This is a genomic window from Salibaculum griseiflavum (assembly GCF_003129565.1).
GTDB lineage: Bacteria > Pseudomonadota > Alphaproteobacteria > Rhodobacterales > Rhodobacteraceae > Salibaculum > Salibaculum griseiflavum.
The window spans coordinates 78,168-99,186 of the sequence record NZ_QETF01000008.1; the positions used below are offsets into that span (position 1 = coordinate 78,168).

The 21,019-nt window shown below is 64.8% G+C and carries 16 protein-coding genes; 1 reads left to right on the forward strand and 15 read right to left on the reverse strand.

The window, feature by feature from the left end; all coding sequences use genetic code 11:
- Positions 1 to 11: 11 nt before the first annotated feature.
- The 3 genes from DFK10_RS09235 to DFK10_RS09245 all read right to left on the reverse strand — a co-directional run bounded on the left by DFK10_RS09235 (position 12) and on the right by DFK10_RS09245 (position 3,425).
- Positions 12 to 992: a membrane dipeptidase gene (locus tag DFK10_RS09235; RefSeq protein ID WP_109388739.1), complete on the reverse strand. Its 981-nt coding sequence runs from the start codon at positions 990 to 992 to the stop codon at positions 12 to 14.
- Complete coding sequence (locus tag DFK10_RS09240; RefSeq protein ID WP_109388740.1) at positions 989 to 2,440, reverse strand: aldehyde dehydrogenase family protein; 1,452 nt, start codon at positions 2,438 to 2,440, stop codon at positions 989 to 991. The genes DFK10_RS09235 and DFK10_RS09240 overlap by 4 nt, the downstream gene beginning before the upstream one ends.
- Before the next feature lie 106 nt (positions 2,441 to 2,546).
- Complete coding sequence (locus DFK10_RS09245) at positions 2,547 to 3,425, reverse strand: LysR family transcriptional regulator (RefSeq protein ID WP_109388741.1); 879 nt, start codon at positions 3,423 to 3,425, stop codon at positions 2,547 to 2,549.
- A gap of 102 nt (positions 3,426 to 3,527) precedes the next feature.
- Here DFK10_RS09245 and DFK10_RS09250 point away from each other — a divergent pair, with 102 nt between their 5' ends.
- Positions 3,528 to 3,899 carry a RidA family protein gene (locus DFK10_RS09250; protein ID WP_235866804.1) on the forward strand — a complete coding sequence of 124 codons (372 nt, stop codon included), beginning with the start codon at positions 3,528 to 3,530 and terminating at the stop codon, positions 3,897 to 3,899.
- A gap of 3 nt (positions 3,900 to 3,902) precedes the next feature.
- Here the strand turns inward: DFK10_RS09250 and xylB are convergent, their stop codons facing one another.
- The 12 genes from xylB to DFK10_RS09310 form a co-directional block, all read right to left on the reverse strand.
- Positions 3,903 to 5,354: a xylulokinase gene (xylB, locus tag DFK10_RS09255; RefSeq protein ID WP_109388742.1), complete on the reverse strand. Its 1,452-nt coding sequence runs from the start codon at positions 5,352 to 5,354 to the stop codon at positions 3,903 to 3,905.
- A 9-nt stretch (positions 5,355 to 5,363) separates the two neighbouring features.
- Positions 5,364 to 7,304, reverse strand: a complete 1,941-nt coding sequence (locus DFK10_RS09260) for an acetoacetate--CoA ligase (RefSeq protein WP_109388743.1) — start codon at positions 7,302 to 7,304, stop codon at positions 5,364 to 5,366.
- A 19-nt stretch (positions 7,305 to 7,323) separates the two neighbouring features.
- Positions 7,324 to 9,030, reverse strand: a complete 1,707-nt coding sequence (locus DFK10_RS09265; RefSeq protein WP_109388744.1) for a hydantoinase B/oxoprolinase family protein — start codon at positions 9,028 to 9,030, stop codon at positions 7,324 to 7,326.
- Complete coding sequence (locus DFK10_RS09270; protein WP_408005581.1) at positions 9,027 to 11,102, reverse strand: hydantoinase/oxoprolinase family protein; 2,076 nt, start codon at positions 11,100 to 11,102, stop codon at positions 9,027 to 9,029. Before DFK10_RS09270 ends, DFK10_RS09265 begins: the two co-directional genes overlap by 4 nt.
- A 103-nt stretch (positions 11,103 to 11,205) precedes the next feature.
- Positions 11,206 to 12,012, reverse strand: a complete 807-nt coding sequence (gene iolB / locus DFK10_RS09275; protein WP_109388746.1) for a 5-deoxy-glucuronate isomerase — start codon at positions 12,010 to 12,012, stop codon at positions 11,206 to 11,208.
- A 56-nt stretch (positions 12,013 to 12,068) separates the two neighbouring features.
- On the reverse strand, positions 12,069 to 13,250 hold the full coding sequence (locus DFK10_RS09280; RefSeq protein ID WP_109388747.1) for a phytanoyl-CoA dioxygenase family protein: 1,182 nt from the start codon (positions 13,248 to 13,250) through the stop codon (positions 12,069 to 12,071).
- Between the two features lie 56 nt (positions 13,251 to 13,306).
- Positions 13,307 to 14,212 (reverse strand): myo-inosose-2 dehydratase, encoded by a 906-nt coding sequence (gene iolE, locus DFK10_RS09285; RefSeq protein ID WP_109388748.1) that lies wholly within the window; start codon positions 14,210 to 14,212, stop codon positions 13,307 to 13,309.
- Positions 14,209 to 16,038 (reverse strand): 3D-(3,5/4)-trihydroxycyclohexane-1,2-dione acylhydrolase (decyclizing), encoded by a 1,830-nt coding sequence (gene iolD / locus DFK10_RS09290; RefSeq protein ID WP_109388784.1) that lies wholly within the window; start codon positions 16,036 to 16,038, stop codon positions 14,209 to 14,211. The genes iolE and iolD overlap by 4 nt, the downstream gene beginning before the upstream one ends.
- Positions 16,035 to 17,933 carry a bifunctional 5-dehydro-2-deoxygluconokinase/5-dehydro-2-deoxyphosphogluconate aldolase gene (locus DFK10_RS09295; RefSeq protein WP_109388749.1) on the reverse strand — a complete coding sequence of 633 codons (1,899 nt, stop codon included), beginning with the start codon at positions 17,931 to 17,933 and terminating at the stop codon, positions 16,035 to 16,037. The genes iolD and DFK10_RS09295 overlap by 4 nt, the downstream gene beginning before the upstream one ends.
- Before the next feature lie 3 nt (positions 17,934 to 17,936).
- On the reverse strand, positions 17,937 to 18,941 hold the full coding sequence (gene iolG / locus DFK10_RS09300) for an inositol 2-dehydrogenase (protein ID WP_109388750.1): 1,005 nt from the start codon (positions 18,939 to 18,941) through the stop codon (positions 17,937 to 17,939).
- 120 nt (positions 18,942 to 19,061) lie between these two features.
- Entirely contained in the window at positions 19,062 to 19,841 is a 780-nt protein-coding gene (locus tag DFK10_RS09305; RefSeq protein WP_109388785.1) for an ATP-binding cassette domain-containing protein, read from the reverse strand.
- A 41-nt stretch (positions 19,842 to 19,882) separates the two neighbouring features.
- Positions 19,883 to 20,965: an ABC transporter permease gene (locus DFK10_RS09310; RefSeq protein WP_109388751.1), complete on the reverse strand. Its 1,083-nt coding sequence runs from the start codon at positions 20,963 to 20,965 to the stop codon at positions 19,883 to 19,885.
- Between the last annotated feature and the right edge of the window lie 54 nt (positions 20,966 to 21,019).

A 21,019-nucleotide genomic window follows, 5' to 3' on the forward strand; every position in this document is an offset into this window, starting at 1 on the left:
TGGGGGTGGCGTCAGCGGCCTGGAACCCCCGTAAAGTTCTCCTCGAAGAACCGGTACCAATTGCCGCCCATGAGGCCGGCAATCTCGGTGTCGGACATACCCACGGCGCGCAGGCCGCTTTCGATATTTCCGAAGTCGCGGTTGTCCCGGAACCAGTCCGGCATCGGCGGAAAGCCCGGCGCGCTGGCCGACCCTTCGCCATAGTCGATGTCCTTGGTCCAGCGGCCCACGCGCATCCATTCGACGACGCTGTCGGGCTGATCCTGGCAGAGGTCGGATCCGATCCCCAGATGGTCCACGCCGAACCTGTCGGCGGTCTCGGCGATCATCCGGCAGAAATCCTCCAGAGTGCAGGCGCCCTTGCCCTTCAGGTGATGCGGATAAAGCGAAAAGCCCAGCATGCCGCCATTTTCGGTGACCGCGCGGATGACCTCGTCGCGCTTGTTGCGCAGGGCCGGCTGCCAGGCATGCGGGTTGGCATGGGTGATGGCGATGGGCCGGTCGCTGATCTCCGCAGCCTCTATGGTCGAGCGGTCGGCGGAATGGCTCATATCCACGACCATGCCGACGCGGTTCATCTCTTTGATGACCTGACGCCCCATGCGGGTGATCCCGGGATCCTCGGCCTCGTAGCAGCCCGTCGCCAGCAGCGACTGGTTGTTGTAGCTCAGCTGCATGAAGCGGGCACCCAGATCGTGCAGCACCTCGACAAGGCCGATATCGTCCTCGATGGGGCTGGGGTTCTGGAAGCCGAAGAAGATCGCCGTGCGCCCCGTTTCCCGGGCGTGGTCGATATCGCTGGCCCAGCGCCCTTTCAGGATCAGATCGGGATAGTGTTCGAACCAGCGGTTCCACTTTTCGATGTTCAGAACCGTTTCGCGGAAATTCTCGTGATAGGCGATGGTGACGTGAACCGCGTCCACGCCCCCTTCGCGCATCTGCCGGAAGATCTTTTCCGACCAGTTGGCATATTGCAGCCCGTCGATGATCATTCCGGGGTGCCCGCCGCGGTGTATGTGGTCTTGATCGTGGTAAAGAACTCGGCCGCGGCCTGCCCCTGTTCGCGCGGCCCGTAAGAGCTGTCGCCACGCCCGCCAAAGGGCACGTGGTAATCCATGCCGCCGGTGGGCAGGTTGACGGTGACGATCCCGGTGCGGGCATTCGCCTTGAAGTGCGACGCGCGGGCCAGCGAGCGGGTGATGATCCCGGCGCTCAGGCCGAAGCGGGTGTCGTTGACGGTGGCCAGCGCCTCGTCATAGCTGCCGACCTTTATCACGTTGGTGATCGGGGCGAACAGCTCTTCGCGGCTGATCTCCATGTCATTGGTGGCATTCACGAAAATGCCCGGCGACATGTAGTAGCCTTCATGCGGCATGTTCAGACGCTCCCCGCCGCAGGCCAGCTCGGCCCCTTCTGCGCGGCCCTTCTCAACCCATTTCAGGTTCTCGGACAGCTGTTGCTGACTGACCACCGGGCCGATCTGGGTGCCCTCTTCCAGCGCGTGGCCCACCTTCATGGCGCGCGTCGCCGCGACCAGCTTCTCGACAAAGGCATCGTGGATACCTTCATGCACCACCAGGCGCGAGGAGGCGGTGCATTTCTGGCCGGTGCCGCTGAAGGCCCCGTTCAGGGTCATCGCCACGGCGATATCCAGGTCGGCATCATCCATGACGGCCAGCGCGTTCTTGGACCCCATTTCCATTTGCAGCTTGGTCATGTTGGCCAGCGCGGCAGCGGCGATGCCGCGCCCCACGGGGACCGACCCGGTGAAGGTCAGCGCGTCGATCTTTGAGGTTTCGGCCAGCGCCTGGCCGATGCCGCCACCCGACCCCATGACAAGGCTGACAAGACCCTTGGGGATATCCTGGCGCGAGATGATCTCGGCCAGTGCATGGGCAGAGCCGGGCACGTGATTGGCCGGCTTCCAGACCACGGCGTTGCCATAGGCCAGCGCCGGGGCGATCTTCCAGGCGGGGATGGCCGTGGGGAAATTCCAGGGCGAGATGACACCGACAACGCCCACCGGTTCGCGCTTGATGTCGACCTCGACACCGGGGCGCACGGATTGCGCGGTCTGGCCCAGCTGGCGCAGGATCTCGGCGGCGTAATAGGTGAAATGCTGGCCCGAACGGTAGACTTCGCCGCGGCCTTCGGCGCGGGGCTTGCCCTCTTCGCGGCTGAGCAATTCGCCCAGTTCATCGGCGCGGTCCATCAGCTCTTGCCCGATGGCCATCAGCACCGCCTGCTTGCGTTCCAGGCCGTAGGCCGCCCATTCCGCCTGTGCAACGCGGGCCTGATCCAGGGCCGCCTCCAGCTGATCCGTGCTGGCCTGGGTATAGAGGCCGATCAAGTCGCTCAGGTCCGACGGATTGCGGTTCTCGATCTCGCTATCGCCGGCCGTCCATTCGCCAGCGATCAGGTTCAGCTTGGTGTCGGTCATCGGATAGGCCCTTTTTCTTGCGCGCATGGGAGTCGGCACAACAGGCCACAGCGCAAGCTTTCAGGCAAATGCGAAAAGTTGGAATTTTATTCAGAAAGGTTGAAATTTAACCCAGCGCGTCCAATCGAGCGTCCCGGATTTCTCCGACCAGCGCACGACCCGCCGGTGTCAGCATCTGGCGCGGCTGGGCAATCATCCAGACCTCGCGCCGGACCGTTTCATCGGCCAGCGGCAGAAAGGCCAGATCGGTGAATTCCGGTAGCATGACCAGCCGGGGCAGCAACGTGACCCCCACCCCCGCCTTGACCAATCCCAGCAGTGACGCCGTGTTGCGCACATTCAGCCGGGCCGATTGCCGGATCGGGGCAAAGCCCGGATCGTCGATCTGGTCGCACAGCCCGTTTGCGATGAAGGTCTCGCCCCCAAGATCGGCCCAGCTCAACTGGTTCCAATCGCGCGCCAGCGGGTGATCGGCCCGGCACACGACGCCGAAGGGATCGGCGAACAATCGGGTGCAGTCGAACCCGGGCAGCGCCCCGGCCCCCGCCAGCCCGATATCGGCGCGTTCTGCTTTCATCTCGGCCATGACGGCGGCCGAATCCATGTCCCGGATATCGACATGGACATCCGGATAGCGCCCCAGGAAGCTTTGCAGCACCGGCGGCAACACGGTCTGGGCCAGCGATGGCGTCACCGCGACGCGGACATAGCCCATCTGCGCCCGCGACAACGCTTCGATCGTCTGCACCGTGCGGTCGAAATGCTCCAGCCCGCGCCGGGTTTCGGCCTCGACCGCCTGCCCGAGAGGGGTCAGCCGCGACTTGCGCGCCGTCTCGAAAAGCGGCGCGCCGATATGATCCTCGAACTGGCGCAGCATCATCGAAACCGCCGAAGGGGTTCGGCCCAGCGCCTCGGCCGCGTCGGCAAGCGTGCCGTGGTCCACGACCGCCTCAAAGCAGCGGAACATTTCGATCTTCAGCGCCATTTTTCAGCCCTGCTGAATTATATTGCAGATAAATCCGTCTATTCTGAAACCCAGGGTCTGTCTACTGCTGGGCCGTTCCAATTTCCACGAACAGGACCCGACATGAACGACATGACCCACCCTACCACCTTGACCCGCATCGGCGGGTCGGCCCGGTTTTCCGCAATTGCCATCCATAACGGCGTCGCCCACCTGGCCGGACAGGTCTCGCAGATAGAAGATGGCGACATTACGGAGCAATCGCGCGATGTCTTCGGCAAGGTCGATGCCCTTCTGGCCGAGGCCGGCACCCATCGCGGCAACCTGATCTCGGTCCAGATCTGGCTGGCCGATATGGATGACTATGCCGGCATGAACGCCGTCTGGGACGACTGGGTGGCGGGCATCACCCCGCCGACCCGCGTCTGCGTCGAAGCGCGGATGGCCAAGCCGCATTACCGGATCGAAGTCCTTGCACTGGCTGCGGTCGACTGACCGCTACTGGATGGCGCGGATCGCGGGATAGGCGGCGCGAAACGCCTCATGCGCGGCGGCAAAAGCCGGGTGCAAATCCATATCCGGCGCGATGACCTCGCCGGTTTCCGGCGGGGTCATCAGGGTTTCGACCGCCGCGCCATGCGCCGCCGCCTGCCCCAGTCGCGCCGCGCCCAGCGCCGCCCCGAATTCACCGCCCTTGGGCAGGTGCAGCGGCACGCCCAGCACGGTGGCCATCAGGCGCACCCAATAGGCCGAGCCGGTGCCCCCGCCGATCGCCATCAGGTGATCGAACCGCGCGCCAGTATCCTCCAGGGCAAGGAAGCTGTCGCGAAAGGCAAAGGCCACGCCCTCCAATACCGCGCGGGCCATGTCGTCGCGGGTGGTATCGGTGCCCAGCCCGGTGAAACTGCCGCGAATGGCGGCGTCGTTATGCGGTGTGCGTTCGCCCGAGAGATAGGGCAGGAACCGCACCGCGCCGGGTGGCTGCACGGTTGTGCCCAGCCCGGCGGTCAACTCGGAGGGGGTCGCGCCGGTGATCCGGGCCAGCCAGTTGAGGCTGTCCGTGGCCGACAACATCACGCCCATCTGGTACCAACGCCCGGGCACCGCGTGGCAGAACGTGTGCAGGGCGCTTGCCGGGTCGGGCCGATATCCGTCCCGCGCGGCCAGCAGAACCCCGGAGGTGCCCAACGAGACGAATCCCTGCCCCTCGTCCAGCGCGCCGATCCCGCAGGCTGCGGCGGCATTGTCGCCCGCCCCGCCCGCAACCGTAACCGGCCCGGCGACACCCCAGCGCGCGGCAAGATCGGCCCGCAGTTGTCCGGACGCCTCGGACCCTTCGACAAGCCGGGGCATCTGGGCGCGGGTCATGCCGCCCGCCTGCAAGAGCCTGTCCGACCAATCCCGCGCGCCAACGTCCAGCCACGACGTGCCGGCGCTGTCGGACATGTCCGCCACGTGGTCCCCCGTCAGGTAGAGGTTCACGTAGGCGGCGGGCAGCAGCACCCGGGCCACGCGTGCGAAATTCTCGGGCTCGTGATCGCGCATCCACATCAGTTTGGGGGCGGTAAAGCCGGGAAATACGATGTTTCCCGACAGGCCCCGCACATCGGGCGCCGCATCCAGCGCGGCGGCCTCGACATGGGACCGGGTATCGTTCCAAAGGATGCAGGGCCGGATCACCCGGTCCTCGGCATCCAGCGTGGTGGCACCGTGCATATGGCCGGCCACGCCGATCCCCTTGAGCGCCACGAATTCCGGATGCGCCGCGCGCAACTCGTCCACCGCGTCTTCCAGCGCCGCGATCCAGTCCGCTGGGTCCTGTTCGGACCAGCCCGAATGGGGATGAGACACATCGTAGTGACGCTCGGCCGATCCGATGGGGTGGCCCTCTTCGCTGACCAGAAGGGCGCGCAGGCCGGACGTGCCAAGGTCGATGCCTAGATAAGTCATCGGGATCTCCTACAGCGCCACTCGGTCGGACAGACCGGCGTAGTGATCGAGGCTCTCGGGATTGGCAAGCGACGCCTTGTTCTTGACCTCTTGGCCCAGAGCGGTGGATTTCGCCGCGCCCTCGACCCGCTTGCCGCTGATCGTATAGGGCACCGCACCGACGGTGTAAATCGCAGCGGGCACATGACGGGGGGAGCATTCGCTGCGCAGCTTGGTGCGGATCTCTTTGGCAAGCTCCGGCGTAGCCTCTTCGCCCTCCGCCATTTGCAGGCACAGCACGATTTCCTCATCCCCCGGAATGGGCCGCCCGAAGGCGAGGCAATCGGCCACCTGCGCAAACCTCTCGCAGACATTGTAGATATCCGCCGTCCCGATCCGCACCCCGCCGGGGTTGAGCGTGAAATCGGACCGGCCGTGTATGGTCAGGCTGCCGTCAAGATGCTCGGTCAGGCGGTCGCCATGGGTCCAGACCTCAGGCCGTTCCTCGAAATAGGCCTTGCGATAGCGGGCATCGCCGTCCTCGCCCCAGAAGGTCAGCGGCATCGAGGGGAAAGGTTCGGTGCAGCACAGCTCTCCGGGTCGGTCGATCACGGCGACGCCCCGGTCGTCCAGAACCTGCACCGCCATGCCCAGCGCCTTGGCCATCAAGGCCCCGCGCCGGACGGGCATCATCGGTGCCCCGGTCAGGAAACAGCCCATCAGGTCCGTGCCGCCCGAGATCGAGAAGAACCCGAAATGATCGCCAATCGCCTGATACATCCAGTCATATTGATAGGGTGCCATGGGGCTGCCCGAGGCCAGCAGCCAGCGCAGCGAGGACAAGTCGTAATGATCCCGGGGCACGAACCCCATATCGGACAGGGTCGACAGGTATTTGGGCGAAATGCCCAGATGGGTCAGCTTTTCCTCTTCCACCAATTGCCAGAGCATGGTGCCATCAAGCGCCCCATCGCGCTTGACCACCGGTGCACCGTCATAAAGAACCACCATCGCCCCGGCCGCGAGCCCCGACATCAGCCAGTGATACATCATCCACGCGGTGTTCGAATACCACAGGAACCTGTCGCCCGGACGTGTATCCACGTGCAGGACATGTTCCTTCATCATGTTCAGGACCACGCCGCCGGTCTTGTGCACGATGGCCTTGGGCTTGCCCGTCGTCCCCGAAGTATACATCACGTAGAGCGGCGCATCGAAGGGCACGTGGGTAAAGGTCAGATCGGCTGGCTGACCAAAATCCTCCCAGGCCACCGTGGGCACGCCCGCCGCGGTCGTGTTCTCGCCGACCAGAACGAGCTGTGACAGTCCGGGCATCTGGTCGGCCACCTCGCCGATCCGCTCGGAGACATCGACCGGCTTGCCGCCATAGGTGATGCGCGGCGCGGCGAACAGAACCTTGGGCTCCACCTGCCCGATCCGGTCGAGGATCGCGGCCGCCCCGAAATCCGGCGAGCACGAGGTCCAGACCCCGCCCACGGCCGCGGTGGCCAGCAGTGTCACCAACGCCTCGGTGCGGTTTGGCAGAATGGCACCGACGCGATCGCCCTGCCCCACGCCGGCGGCGCGCAACCCGTCGGCACATTTCGCCACGCGCGCACGCAGATCGTCGGCCGTGACATGGGCGCGGTGGCCGGTCTCGTCCGCCTCGATGATCACCACAGCGTCACCGGTCTGGCGCAGGAAGTTCTCGGCCAGGTTGATGCGCGCATCGGGGAAGAAACGGGCGCCGGTCATCCAGGCGTCATCATCCGGCACGAAGACCCGTTCGCCCTTGTCCCCGATCACGCGGACGAAGTCCCAGACCTTGGACCAGAAGCCGGGCAGATCGCTGACCGACCAGCGGTGCAGGCCTGCATAGTCGAGCGGATCGAACCCGGCCTCTTGCGCGAAACGGGCCAGGGCCGAGTCCTGCCAACGGTCGCGGGACGGTGTCCAGACAATCTCGGGCATCGTGGTGGTCACTCCTGTTCTAGAATACGTCGCCCTTGCGGGCTCGTTCCTGAATTTCATCTATTTCTTTTTGGGTTAGGCCGTAAACCTCGCGTGCCACATCAGGGGTGATGTAACCCAGTGCGAGGTCACGGCGCACCTTCGCGATCTCCCGATCACGGGGCGCACCGTAGCCCGCGCCACCCGGAAAGGCCATCTGGACCCGCGCGCCATGGGGCACGAATTGCCGCCCCTTGCCGCACATGGGGGTTCCGTCGTCCCGGGCGATCCGTGTGGGCGCACCATCCTGCCCGCCGCGCCGCCCGCGTGCCGGATGATCGACCCGGTCCAGCATGGCTGAAATGTCGAATTCATGGCCGTCGCGCGCACCCACGTCCATGAACTGCCCCAGCCCGCCGCGATGGCGCCCGGCGCCGCCGCTGTCGGGGCGCAACTCCTTGCGCCAGATGATCACCGGGCCGACCTGTTCGGTCGCCTCGACCGGCATGGTCATCACCCCCGAAGGAAAGGCGGTGGCATTCATCCCATCCAGGCCGGGCCGGGCGCCCGAGCCGCCGGAATTGAAGGTCAGCACCTCGGCGCGCACCGCGTCGGCGGGGGCCTCCGCATCGGTCCGCGGCCGCAGCGACAGCTGGAAATTGCACAGGCAACCCGCGCCCTCGGCCGGCACCACGCCGGGCAACAGCTTGTCGAGCGCGTCATAGACCGTGTCGGGCACCATGTGGCCGATCACGTGGCGCAGGGCAACCGGGGCGGGCCAGACGGCATTCACGATCGTCCCCTCGGGCGCGGTGATCTCGAACGGGGCAAGGCTGGCCGCATTGTTCGGAATATCCGGCGCGATGGCGCATTTGAGCGCGTAGCAGGCGTAGGCCTTGGTATAGACCAGCGGGACATTGATGCCCTTCTTGTCGACCTGGCTGGTGCCGGCCCAGTCGCTCAGGATGCGGTTCTTTTCAATGGTCAGCTTCACATGCAGGTCGATCGGGGCCGCATAGCCGTCGATCCGCATATGCCCCTCGGCCTGTCCGGGTTCCAGCGCGTTGATCCGTTCCAAAGTCGCGGCACGGGAATTGGTCAGGATGAAGTCGGAGATGCCCTGCAAATCCGTCAACCCGAACTCGCCAAGCATGTCCAGCAGGCGGCGCTGGCCGATCTCGTTGCAGGTGGCCAGCGCGTAGATGTCACCGACCAGCTGGTCGGGTTCGCGCACATTGCCGCGGATGATCTGCAACAGGGTCTGGTCCACCTCGCCGGCGCGGGCAAAGGGCATGACGGGGATATAAAGCCCCTCTTCATGCACGTCATTGGCATCGGCCCCGAACCCGCGCCCGCCGATATCGGTCACATGGGCCGTGCAGGCAAAAAAGCCGATCAGGTTCTGCCCATGAAAGGTCGGCGTGACGACGGTGATGTCATGCTTGTGTCCGGTCCCCTCCCACGGGTCATTTGTTAGGTAGACGTCGCCGGGGGCCATGTTGCCGGCCCCGATGCGGCGGATGAAATGGCCTACCGCATCGGCCATGGCATTCACATGGCCCGGCGTGCCGGTGACGGCCTGGGCCAGCATCTCTCCGCCCGCGTTGTAGACCCCGGCGGACAGGTCCCCGGCCTCGCGGACAGAGGTGGAGAAGGCGGTGCGGATCAGCGCCTGCGCCTGTTCCTCGACGACCGAGATCAGGCGCGTCCACATCACCTGGTATGCGACCTTGGATGGCTGGCTCATGACAGTGCCTCCTTTGCGATCACCTCGATCGTGCTATCGCCCAAGGCGCGGGCATGGCGGCTGGCGGGCACGACGATGGTGGTTTCCTCCTCGGTGATCAGGGCCGGGCCGGCCATGGCCGCGCCGGGGTCAAGGGCGGCCCGCGCATGAACCTTGGCGAGAAGCACCTTGCCAGCGGCCGGATCGAACAGATCCCGTTGGCCGGCACCACCCGGATCGCCCGTGTCCGCCACCGGGTCAACGGGCACGGGCGCGGCAAGCCGCGTGGCGGCGTTGACCGACCAGACGGTGATTTCCGCCCGTAGCCCGGCCACCGTGCGGCCGAACAGCTTTTCGTATTCGGCCTCGAACAGGGACAGGATGTCGGCGCCGTCGGGCGCATGGGCCTGTTCGGGGGACAGCTGAATCGGTATTTCCCAGCCCTGCCCGGCATAGCGCATATAGACCTTGTATTCGGTCCCGATCTCGGCCGCCGCGTCGCACTCGCGCACGAAACTCGTGGCTTCCTGTTCCATCTCGGAAAACAGGGCCTGCACCGCCGCAGGGTCGAATTCATCCATCGCGGTGAAGACCGAGCGCGTCGCCTCGAAGCTGAACGGCGCACGCAGGAACCCGATGGCCGAGCCGACCCCGGCCCCCTGCGGCACGAGGCAGCGTCTGATGCCCAGCCTTTCGCAAAGCCGCGCGGCATGCAGTGGCGCGGCCCCGCCAAAGGCGATCATGGTATAATCGCTCAGGTCCTCGCCGTTTTCGACCGCGTGGACACGGGCCGCATTGGCCATGTTCTCGTCCACCACCTCGGCCACGCCAAAGGCGGCTTCCTGCGCGTCCATATCGAGCGCCGCGCCGATCACATTGTCCAGAGCGGTGCGGGCCTTGTCCGGGTAAAGCGGGATCGTCCCTGCCGCGAAATTCTTAGGGTCGAGCTTGCCCAGCACGAGGTCGGCATCGGTGACAGCCGGCTTGTCGCCGCCGCGCCCGTAACAGGCGGGTCCGGGTTCCGAGCCGGCGCTTTCGGGGCCGACGCGGATTTGGTTCATCGCGTCCACATGGGCCAGCGATCCGCCGCCTGCGCCGATTTCGACCATGTCGATGACGGGGATCGAGATCGGCATGCCCGACCCCTTCTTGAAGCGATAGCTGCGCGCCACCTCGAAGACGCGCGCGGTCTTGGGTGTCTGCGCCTTGATCAGGCAGATCTTGGCGGTGGTGCCGCCCATGTCGAAGGACAGGACCTTGTCCAGCCCATGCCGCGCCGCCAGGTCCGCGGCAAAGATCGCGCCACCCGCCGGGCCGCTTTCAACGAGGCGCACGGGGAATTCCGCCGCCGCCTCCAGCGCCATGATACCGCCGCCCGAATGCATCAGGTAGACCGGGCAATCCGCACCTTCATCCGCCAGCCGGGCCTTGAGCCGATCCAGGTAGGATTTCATCAACGGCTTGATATAGGCATTGGCGATCGTCGTGTTGAAGCGTTCGTATTCGCGCATCTGCGGGCTGACCTCGCTGGACAGGGAGATCATCGCACCGGGCATCCGCTCGGCCAGAACCTCGGCGATCAGCCGTTCATGCGCGTCATTGGCATAGGCATGCAGCAAACCCACGGCGATGCTTTCATAGCCCGCCTCGGCCAGATCATCGACCAGCGCTTCGACCTCGGCGCGATCCAGCGGCACCAGAACGTCGCCCCGGGCATCCATGCGCTCTTCGACCACGTAGCGGCGATTACGCGGCAACAGCGGATCGGGCAGCACGAGGTTGAGGTCATATTGTTCGAACCGGCTTTCGGTGCGCATTTCGATCACGTCGCGAAAGCCCTTGGTGGTGATCAGCGCCGTCTTAGCCCCGCGCCGCTCGATCAGCGCGTTGGTGGCCAGCGTGGTGCCATGGATGATCTGCGCGATGCCCCCCGCGTCGATCCCCGCCTTGCCACAAACCCGATGCATGCCTTCGACGATGGCATCTTCGGGAGCGGAATAGGTTGTCAGGACCTTGGTTGAAAACCGTCCCGCTTCACTTTCCAGAACCACATCCGTGAAAGTGCCCCCGATATCGACGCCCAGCCGTGCCATTTGCATCGCCCCCTTGCTACTTCGCGGGCAGGCTAAGGCGAAACCGTAGGCAATGACCAGAGGCCGTGGGGGCATTCCCCTTGGCAGAGCGGCCGGTGTCCGCTCAGCTGTCGCGATCCATGATCCACTGCACCGCCGGGTCCGCCTGGAAACGCCATTTGCGCAGGGGGCCGGCCATGACGTTGAGGTAATACATCTCGAACCCGTAGGGCGCGCCGCAGGGATGGTGGCCGCGCGGCACCAGCACCACGTCGCCATCGCTGACCGCCATGGTCTCGTCCAGTGTGCCGTCCTCGGTATAGACCCGCTGGATGCCGAACCCCTGCGCCGGGTTCAGCCGGTGGTAATAAGTCTCTTCCAGGTAGGTGATACGCGGGAAGTCATCCTCGTCATGGCGGTGGCTCGGATAGGACGACCAATTGCCGTCGGGCGTAAAGACCTCCGTTACCAGCAGGCTGTCGCAGCAATCCTCGGCCTCCATGGCGATGTTGTTGATGAAGCGCGTGTTGTTGCCGGTGCCACGCTGGGTCAGCTCGATCCCGTCCGGGCCGATCCGGCGCGCCGCGTGGCCGCCCCGCCCCGGCGCGGAGCAGACCGCGACGGTGCAGTCGGTATCCGCCACCAGCGCCCAGTCGCTGTCATTCGGGACGTAGAGGCAATGCGGTGGGGTCTTCTCGAACACGTCCATGCGGTCGCCCAAGACGCCCCAGTCGCTGCCCGCGGCTGTCATCTGCGCCTTGCCCTCGACCATCACGAGGATCACCTCGCGGTCTCCGGTGGCCGCGCCCGCCGTCTCGCCCTTGCGCAGACGGTAAAGGTCGAACCCCACATAGCGCCACCCGGCGCTTTCCGGCGTGATCTGGTGCACCTTGCCGTGGCTGCCGAAGGGTTTGCAGAGAAGGTCGGGCATGGGGGTCTCCTGTCTGGGGGAACCCGGCCCAATGCGGGCCGGGTTCGGGTTTCGGGTCAGGCCGCCTGCCGCGCCTTCTGGTCGCTCAACGCCTGGGCGAACCGGTCGCTTGTCCAGCCCTCGTCCAGCGCCTGCCGCAGGACATCTGCCATGCTGGCCGGGGCCAGCCCGCCAATGGGCGGATCGGTGTCGAGGTTGGTGGGGAACGGGTAGCCCTCGGCGCAGGACGCGATGGCCGCGTCCAGTTCCGCGGCAGACATCGCCCCGCCCTGTTTCAGCTTCACCAGTTCGGGGAACAACGTCACGGACATGGCTTGCCGGTCCACGGCCTCCAGCGAGCGGCCCATGGAAGACGACACCTGCATCAGGTTCACCATCCGGTCGACATCCGCGCTCCGGTTTTCGCCTGCCGCATGGAACAGCGCCGGGTTGAAGAAGACCGCGTCGCCCTTTTCCAGCGGCACCTGCACATGGGCCTCTTCGAACCAGTCGCGGAAGCCCTCGTCGTGATAGGCCACGTATCCCGGACCATAGGCCTGAGAGAACGGCAACAGCTTCGTCGGGCCACTTTCCACGGGCATGTCCACATGGGCCACCGCGCCTTGCAGCGTGAGCGTCGTCGAGACCTCGTGCACGTGGGCCGGGTAGCGCATCGCCTCCTCGGCGCTCATGAAGCCGAGGTGATAGTCGCGATGCGCGGTCTGCGCCTTGCCGCCGGGCCGCACCTGGTTGACCTGAGTGGTCATCTGGTAGTTCGGGCCCAGCCAGGCTTCGGCTGCCGCCGCGATGGACGCATTTCCGAAATAGAGCGCGAAGCCTTCAGGATCCTTCAGGCAGTGCTTTTGCAGCGAGTTCCAGATCCGGTCATTGGCCCCGGCGGCGGCGAAGTGGTCGCCCTTTCCCGCCGCGCTTTCGCGCTCCTCGGCGATGATCTGGCGGAACACATCGGAGGCCCGGTCGATCGGCGCGGTATCCGCATAGGCCCGTTTCAAGGCGATGACCCCGGCAGAGAACCGGAACACATTGCCCCATTCCGTCAGCAGCGCATTTCGCCTGGCCGGATCGTCAAGGCTGGAACGCAACGCCTCCATGTCATAGACCGGCACGTTCTTCACGATCTCCGCCGCATGAGGCACCGCGTCCGCGGTGAGGTTCTGCGAGGTCAACACCTTGAATTCGTCCAGATCGCAGGACTCCCGGTCGAAATAGCCGACATACCCAAGTTCTCTGTTTACCATGACATCCTCCTACAGTTCATGGTTGCGGTGTTGACCCTGTGCGGGTCGGTGAAAGCCTAATGCGTGATCTCCAGCCCGGAGCGGGTGCAGATTTCGCGCAGGTGCTCGTATCCCAGTTTGGAATACGCGTAGGGCGGCGCCTTGGCCGGGTCCTGCTCGGCCTCGACGACGATCCATCCCTGATAGTCCATCGCCTTCAGCCGGTCGGTGATTGCCTGGAAGTCGATACAGCCCTCGGGATCACCTGGCACCGAGAAGACCCCGGCCGCAACTCCGTCAAGGAAACTGCGATCCTCGGCCCGGACCCAATCCAAAACCGGCTGGCGCACGTCCTTGACGTGAACGTGGCTAACCCGATCACCCCATTTGTCGAGCACCGCCAGCGGGTCGGCCCCGGCAAAATGCAGGTGCCCGGTATCATAGAGCAATGTCAGGTCGTCGGTGGAGCCTTCCATCAGCCAGTCGATATCCTCGGCGTCCTGCACCATGGCCCCCATGTGATGGTGATAGGCCAGCCCGCACCCCCGGTCTGCGGCCCATTTCGCCAGCTCTGAAAGCTTCGCGCCGTAGGCCATGATCTCGTCGCGGGTCAGTTTCGGGCGGCGACTGACCGGAGTGCCCTGATCGCCCTGGATCGTGTTGGAACATTCCGCATAGACCACGCAAGGCGCCCCAAGGGCGGCGAACTGGTCCACCTGTTCGCGGATCGCGGCCTGTTCGGTGGCAAGGTCATTGACCATGAGGTTGCCGGAACACCAGCCGCCACACAGCGCCACGCCGTAGCGATCCAGATAGGCGCGCAGGCCTTCTGTGTCGGCCGGCATCCGGCGGCCGCGTTCGACACCGGAATAGCCGATGCGCGCGGCGTCTTCCATCGCGCCTTCGGTGGTGTAGGCCGCTGTCAGCTCTGGCAGGTCGTCATTCTGCCAGGCGATCAAGGAAATCCCGAGCTTGACCATCAATCGGCCCTTTGCAGTTTCTTGTTGGCCTCGTAGCGGGCGCGGGCCTCATTGACCTCGGCCCGGTCCGAGACTTCGGGCGTGCCGACCTCCCACCATGTGCCGCCGGGTTCGGTGCTGGGATAGGGGTCGGTGTCGATGACGACGACATAGGGCCCTTTGATGTCGTGGCGCTTGGCCAGCGCCTCTTCCAGCTCTACTATACTGGCGACCTTGAGCGCGGTCGCGCCCATGGCCTCGGCATGTTTGGCAAAGTCGATATTGGAATTCTCGCCGCCGACAGCGTGCTCCAGCAGGCAATTGAACTCGGCCCCGCCAGTGCCCATCTGCAACCGGTTGATGCAGCCGAAGCCCCGGTTGTCGGTCACGACCACGGTAAAGTCGACGCCCATCATCGCCGCTGTCGCCATTTCCGAGTTGGCCATCATGTAGGTGCCATCGCCGGTAAAACAGATCACGTCGGCCGACGGATCGGCCATCTTGATCCCCATGGCACCGGGGATCTCGTACCCCATGCAGGAAAAGCCGTATTCCATGTGGTAGCTGCCCGGTTTGCCAGCCTTCCACAGCTTGTGCAGCTCGCCCGGCATGGTGCCGGCGGCGCACATGGCGACGGTGTTCTCACCCGCCTGCCGCTGGACGGCGCCCACGACCTGCATATCGGTCGGCAGCTGGTTGCCCTCGGGCGCATCGGTGATCGGGTCCACCTTGGCGAACCACGCATCCTTCAACCCATCCACGCCCGCAGGCGCCTTATGATCGCCAAGCGCCGCGCCCAGTTCCTCAAGCCCGACCCGCGCGTCAGCCACCAGCGGCTGCGCATTGTGCTTCATCGCGTCGTAGGCGGCCACGTTCAGGCAGGCGATGCGGCGTTCGGGATTGGCGAAAAGGCCCCAGCTGCCAGTGGTGAAGTCCTGGAACCGTGTGCCCACGCCCAGAACCAGATCGGCCTCGGCGCAGACGGTATTCGCAGGCTCGCCGCCGGTCACGCCGATGGGGCCGAGGTTCAGGAGATGGTCCCAGGGCAGCGCGGATTTGCCCGCCTGCGTCTCGGTGACGGGGATGTTGTGGGCCTCGGCAAAAGTTTTCAGTGTTTCGGTCGCGCCGGAATAATGCACGCCGCCGCCCGCGACGATCACCGGGCGCTTGGCCGCGCGGACCAGGTCCGCCATGGCCGCCAGCTCTGCCTCATCAGGGCGGATGCGGCGCGGGCGCCAGACCTTTGGTTCAAAGAAGCTGACAGGGTAATCATAGGCCTCGGCCTGCACATCCTGGCACAGCGACAGCGTCACCGGTCCGCATTCCGCCGGGTCGGTCATGGTGCGGAAGGCGCGCGGCAACGCCGTCAACAGATGTTCGGGCCGGGTGATCCGGTCGAAGTAGCGGCTGACCGTCTTGAACGTGTCATTCACGCCGGCGGTACCATCGGCCGGGTTCTCGATCTGCTGCAAGACCGGGTCGGGGCCGCGATTGGCGAACACATCGCCGGGCAGGAACAGCACCGGCAGCCGGTTCACATGGGCCAGCGCGGCGGCCGTCACCATGTTCGTCGCCCCCGGCCCGATGGACGAGGTCACCGCCATCGCCCTCTTGCGCCGCAATTGCTTGGCATAGGCAATGGCGCAATGGGCCATGGTCTGTTCGTTGTGGCCCCGGTAGGTCGGCAGCACGTCCTGCGCCGGGTAGAGCGCCTCGCCCAGCCCGGCCACGTTGCCATGGCCGAAGATCGCCCAGCACCCGGCGATGAAGGTGTCACCCTCTTCGTTCTTCTGCGCGGCGATGTATTTCACCAAAGCCTGCGCGGCCGTCAGTCGGATCGTTTTCGTCATGTCGCGGCCTCCCGTGCCGTATCCCATATCTCACAAAGACGCGCATATCGGTCGGCCATCTGCGCAACCGCGTCGGCGTCGCTCATCTCACCTTTCATCCAGGCCCGGGCCGCATCACCAAAGATCGTCCGGCCCACGGCAAAGCCCTTGACCAGCGGCTGTTTCGCGGCCAGCGCAAAGCTCTCCGCCAACTCCGCCTCGGGCGCATCCAGCCCCAGCACCACGATACCGCGCGTGCGCGGGTCGTTGCGCTCGATCGCGTCCACCGCATTCTGCCAAGCCTGTTCCGTCTTGAACGGCTCCAGCTTCCACCAGTCGGGGTAGACGCCCGCGTCATAAAACATCTGGATCAAGGTCGCTGTGGTGTCGTCATCCACCGGCCCGACCTTGGACGGGATGACCTCCAACAGAAACTCCAGCCCGTTGCGCCGGGCGGCAGTGAACAGGCGCTTGACCCGCGCCACCTGCATCTTGCGGTTTTTGCCGTCATCGTCCGGGTGGCAGAAGACCAAGAGCTTGACCACGTTTTCCCGCGCCCATTCGCGCAAGCCCCCCAGGTCCTCGCCCAGCTCCGGTTCAAATGCGATGGGCCGCGAGCCGGGCAATTCGCACGGCCGCCCGATCCAGAGACCTGACCCGCTGGCGCGATGCAACGCCGAACGCCCGATCCGGTTGTCGCACAGGATGCCATAGCCCCCCTGCCCGTTCTGGACCTTGAGCGCCGCATCAAGGCAGAGTTCCTTGAAGGCCGCGCCCTTCTCGGGCGTGTAGCCCGGCATCTCTTCCAGTTGCAGCCGGTGGTCAAAGGCAAAGGTCCGCACCGTGGACCAGTCGCCCTTGCGGTTCGTCGCCCAATGCACCTGTTCCAGTTCCGCGTCATTGCGCAGGTCCGGGCGCACGATCCCGCGCTCGAAGAAGAACTGCAGCTCCTCCCAGCTGGGATAGGCGGGCGTGCAGCCGTGGCGACTGACCGCGAAGGCCCCGCAGGCATTGGCGTATTTCAAGGCTGTGGGCCAGTCCTCGCCATCGAGCCAGCCCTTCAGCAGCCCCGAGAAGAAGCCATCGCCCGCGCCCAGCACGTTGAACACCTCGATGGGGAAGCCCGGGCCGGTCTGGCCGTCGTCCAGGCTGTTGGGAATGGCGCCTTCGAAGGCCACCGCCCCCGCCGCGCCGCGCTTGCAGACCAGCGTGGCATCACTGACCTTCCGCACCGCGCGCAAAGCTTCGATCGTGTCGGTCGAGCCACCCGCGATGTGGAACTCTTCTTCCGTCCCGACGATCAGGTCGAAGTAGTGTAGCGTCGCCATCAGCTTTTCGGTAACGGCGGCGCTTTCCACGAAGCGGCTCTCGCCGTCGCCATGGCCGGCCACGCCCCAGAGGTTCGGGCGGTAGTCGATATCCAGCGCCGTCTTCACCCCGTTCTTACGGGCCAGTTCCAGTGCCTTGATGACGGCGGCGCGGGTGCGTTCATGGCTCAGATGCGTGCCCGTGGGCACGATGGCCCGGGCCGAGGCGATATAGCCTTCGTCGATATCCTCTTCACACAGCGCCATGTCCGCGCAGTTCTCGCGGTAGAAAATCAGAGGAAACTGCTCCTCGTCGCGGATGCCAAGGATCACCAGCGCGGTCAGCCGCTCCGGGTCCGTCCTGACGCCCTGCACATCCACCCCCTCGCGCAGCAGCTGCTCGCGGATGAAGCGGCCCATATGCTCGTCGCCCACGCGGGTGATCAGGCCCGATTTCAACCCCAGCCGCGCGGTGCCGCAGGCGATGTTCGTCGGAGAGCCGCCGATATACTTGTCGAAGGATCCCATATCCTCCAACCGGCCGCCAACTTGCGTGCCGTAGAGATCAACGCCCGCGCGCCCTATGGTAATGACGTCCAGCTTGGTCATGGATCAGCCCAGCACCTCGGAGAGCTTCACCGCGCGGCCCTCTTCAACCGATTTCACAGCCGCATCGGCGAGCGCCAGCGCCATCATGCCGTCATGGCCCGTGGTTGGTGTGGCGGCCCCATCGGCCACGGCAGCAACGAACGCCGCGATTTCATTGGCATAGGCCGCCGTGTAGCGGGTCATGAAGAAATTCAGCAGCGGCGGGCGAGAGAACCCGTCGGCCCCGGCCATGTCGATATTGGCCTCATGCTGGTTGCGGGCCGCGACCATTCCCGCGGAGCCAAGCACCTCGATCCGCTGGTCGTAGCCATAGGCGGCGCGGCGGGAATTGGTGATGATCGCCTGTTTGCCGCTAGCCGTTTGCAGGATGACATTGACGCTGTCGAAATCACCCAGCTTGCCGATCTCGGGATCGGTCAGCACGGCGCCGGTCGCCACGACGCTGTCCACCTCTTCTCCAAGCAGCCAGCGGGCTACGTCGAAGTCATGGATCGTCATATCGCGGAAGATCCCGCCAGAGCGTTTGATGTAGTCGGCGGGCGGCGCACCGGGGTCGCGGCTGATAACGGTGACCATCTCCACATCGCCGACCTGGCCCGCGTCGATCGCCGATTTCACAGCCATGAAGTCAGGGTCGAACCGGCGGTTAAAGCCGACCATGAGCGTCGCGTTTTCGGACTCGACGACCTTCAGGCAGTCCCGCACGCGGGCCAGGGACAGGTCGATCGGCTTCTCGGAGAACACAGCCTTTCCGGCCTTTGCGAACTGCTCGATCAGGTCCGCATGGGTGTCCGTGGGCGTGCAGATTACCACCGCATCCACATCGTCACTGGCGGCGATTTCGTCGATGCTGCGGATGTCGCAGCCATGGGCGTCCTGCATCGCCTTTGCGGCCTCGGCAAAGGGCTCGGCCACGGCGACCAGGGTCGCGCCCGGCACGCTGGCGATGGCTGTTGCGTGGACCTGGCCGATGCGGCCCGCGCCCAGAACTGCAAATCTAACTGTCATGTCTTGTCTTTCGCTCTACGGGGACACACCCCGTTTCATTTCGAATTGGATTGCGTGCCGGAAAGCCTGTCAGGTCCGGCTTGGTCAGGGCGGGGCGGGCCATAAGGCCCGCCCCCCAGATCAGGTCACGCCTTCGACATCATATTCGGGCTGGGTCTTGGCGCCGGTGATATAGGCCACCACGTCCTGCCCGTCGGTCTCGTCGCGGTTCAGGTTGGCCACGATCCTGCCGCGGCGGAACACCACGATCCGGTCCACAAGGTCCATGACCTGCCGCATGTTGTGGCTGATCAGGATCAGGGGTTCGCCCTGCTCCTTGAGGGTGCGGATGATGTTTTCCACCTGCGCGGTTTCCTGCACCCCAAGCGCCGCCGTGGGTTCGTCCATGATGGTCAGCTTGGAATGGAAACTGGCCGTCCGGGCAATGGCGACGCATTGGCGCTGGCCGCCCGACATGTTCTGGATCGTGTTGCGGATATTGGGGATCTTCACCCCGGTTTTCTGCAACGCGTCCAGCGTATCCTGCCGCATCCCCTTGTAGTCGAGGAACCGGAAGGGCCCGAGCCAGTTCATGAAGGTCTTTTCCCGGCCCAGGAACAGGTTGTCGGGGACGTCCAGGTGATCGGCCAGTGCCAAAGTCTGGAACACCGCCTCGATCCCCGCCTTGCGGGCGTCAAGCGGGCCGTCGAAATGCACCGGGTGCCCGTCGAAGATGACCTCGCCCCGCGTGCGCTGCTCGACCCCGGTGATCTGGCGCACGAAGGTGGATTTACCGGCCCCGTTATCGCCCATGATCGCCACGTGTTCACCCTTGCGCAGGATGAAATCAGCCCCTTCCAGCGCGTGGACACCGCCGTAATGCTTGGTCAGGTCCCGGGTTTCGAGGATGATGTCGCCCATGTCGTGAAGTTCGATACCACTCATTGCTTTCTCCTCCTCGCTCAGGACCGTGACGCGGCGCGTTGTTGCCGCCACTGGTCAAGGACGACCGCCCCGATGATGATCGCGCCCATGGCCATCAACTGGAAATAGGCGTCGAGTTTCACATAGGTGAAGCCGGACTGGATGACGCCGAAGACCATGGCGCCGAGAACGGTGCCGATGATCGAGCCGCGTCCGCCGGTCAGGCTGATGCCGCCGATCACGGCCATTGCGATGGCGAAAAGTTCATAGAACAGGCCCATGCCCGATTGCGCCGTCAGGTTCTTGGAGCTCAGCACGATGGCCGCGAACGCCGCCAGCATGGAGGCGATCATGTAGACCAGAACCTTGTGGCGCTTGACGTTGATCCCCGACATGCGCGCCGCGTCCTCGTTCGAGCCGATGGCATAGGTATGCTTGCCATAGACCGTGTAGCGCAGCAGCACGTGGCAAAGGATCGCCAGCAGGATGAACCAGATCACCGGCATCATACCCGAGCCGATCCAGGCATAGGCCTCGGTCGGGAAGGAGACCGGCTGGCCACGGGTCCACCATTGGGCAATACCGCGACAGATCAGGAACATGCCCAATGTCGCGATGAAAGGGGGAATACGGGTGAAGGCGATGAAGGTGCCATTGATCGCCCCGATCATGGCGCCGAAGGCCAAGCCCACGATGATCGGCACGATGATCGGCAGGTCAAAGGCCCATGGACCGAACACCGCCTTGGGGTTCGGGTTGCCGTTGACCAGTTCGGTCTGGGCAAAGGACATGACGATCATCGCCGTTGCAGCAACCAGCGGCCCCGAGGACAGGTCGATCCCGCCCGAGATGATGACCTGCGTCACGCCAAGCGAGATGATCCCGATGATCGCCACCTGCAGGATGATGATGCGCAGGCGTGCCTCGTTGAAGATTGTGTCAAAGCGATCCTGAGTGTCGAACAGGAAGCTTTGCCCGTTCATGTAGGGCAGGATCTGCCCCAAGGCCTCGAAAATCGCGACGATCAGGATCAGCGCGATGAAAATGTTGAATTCATTAGGCCAGGCCTTCTTCGATTTGTCGTATTTCAGCCCGCCGATACCGTCCGATTGCTGCGCCATGCTTGGCTCCCCTCATGGTCTTGTCTTGCGACCCCTGCCCGCATGGCAGGACTG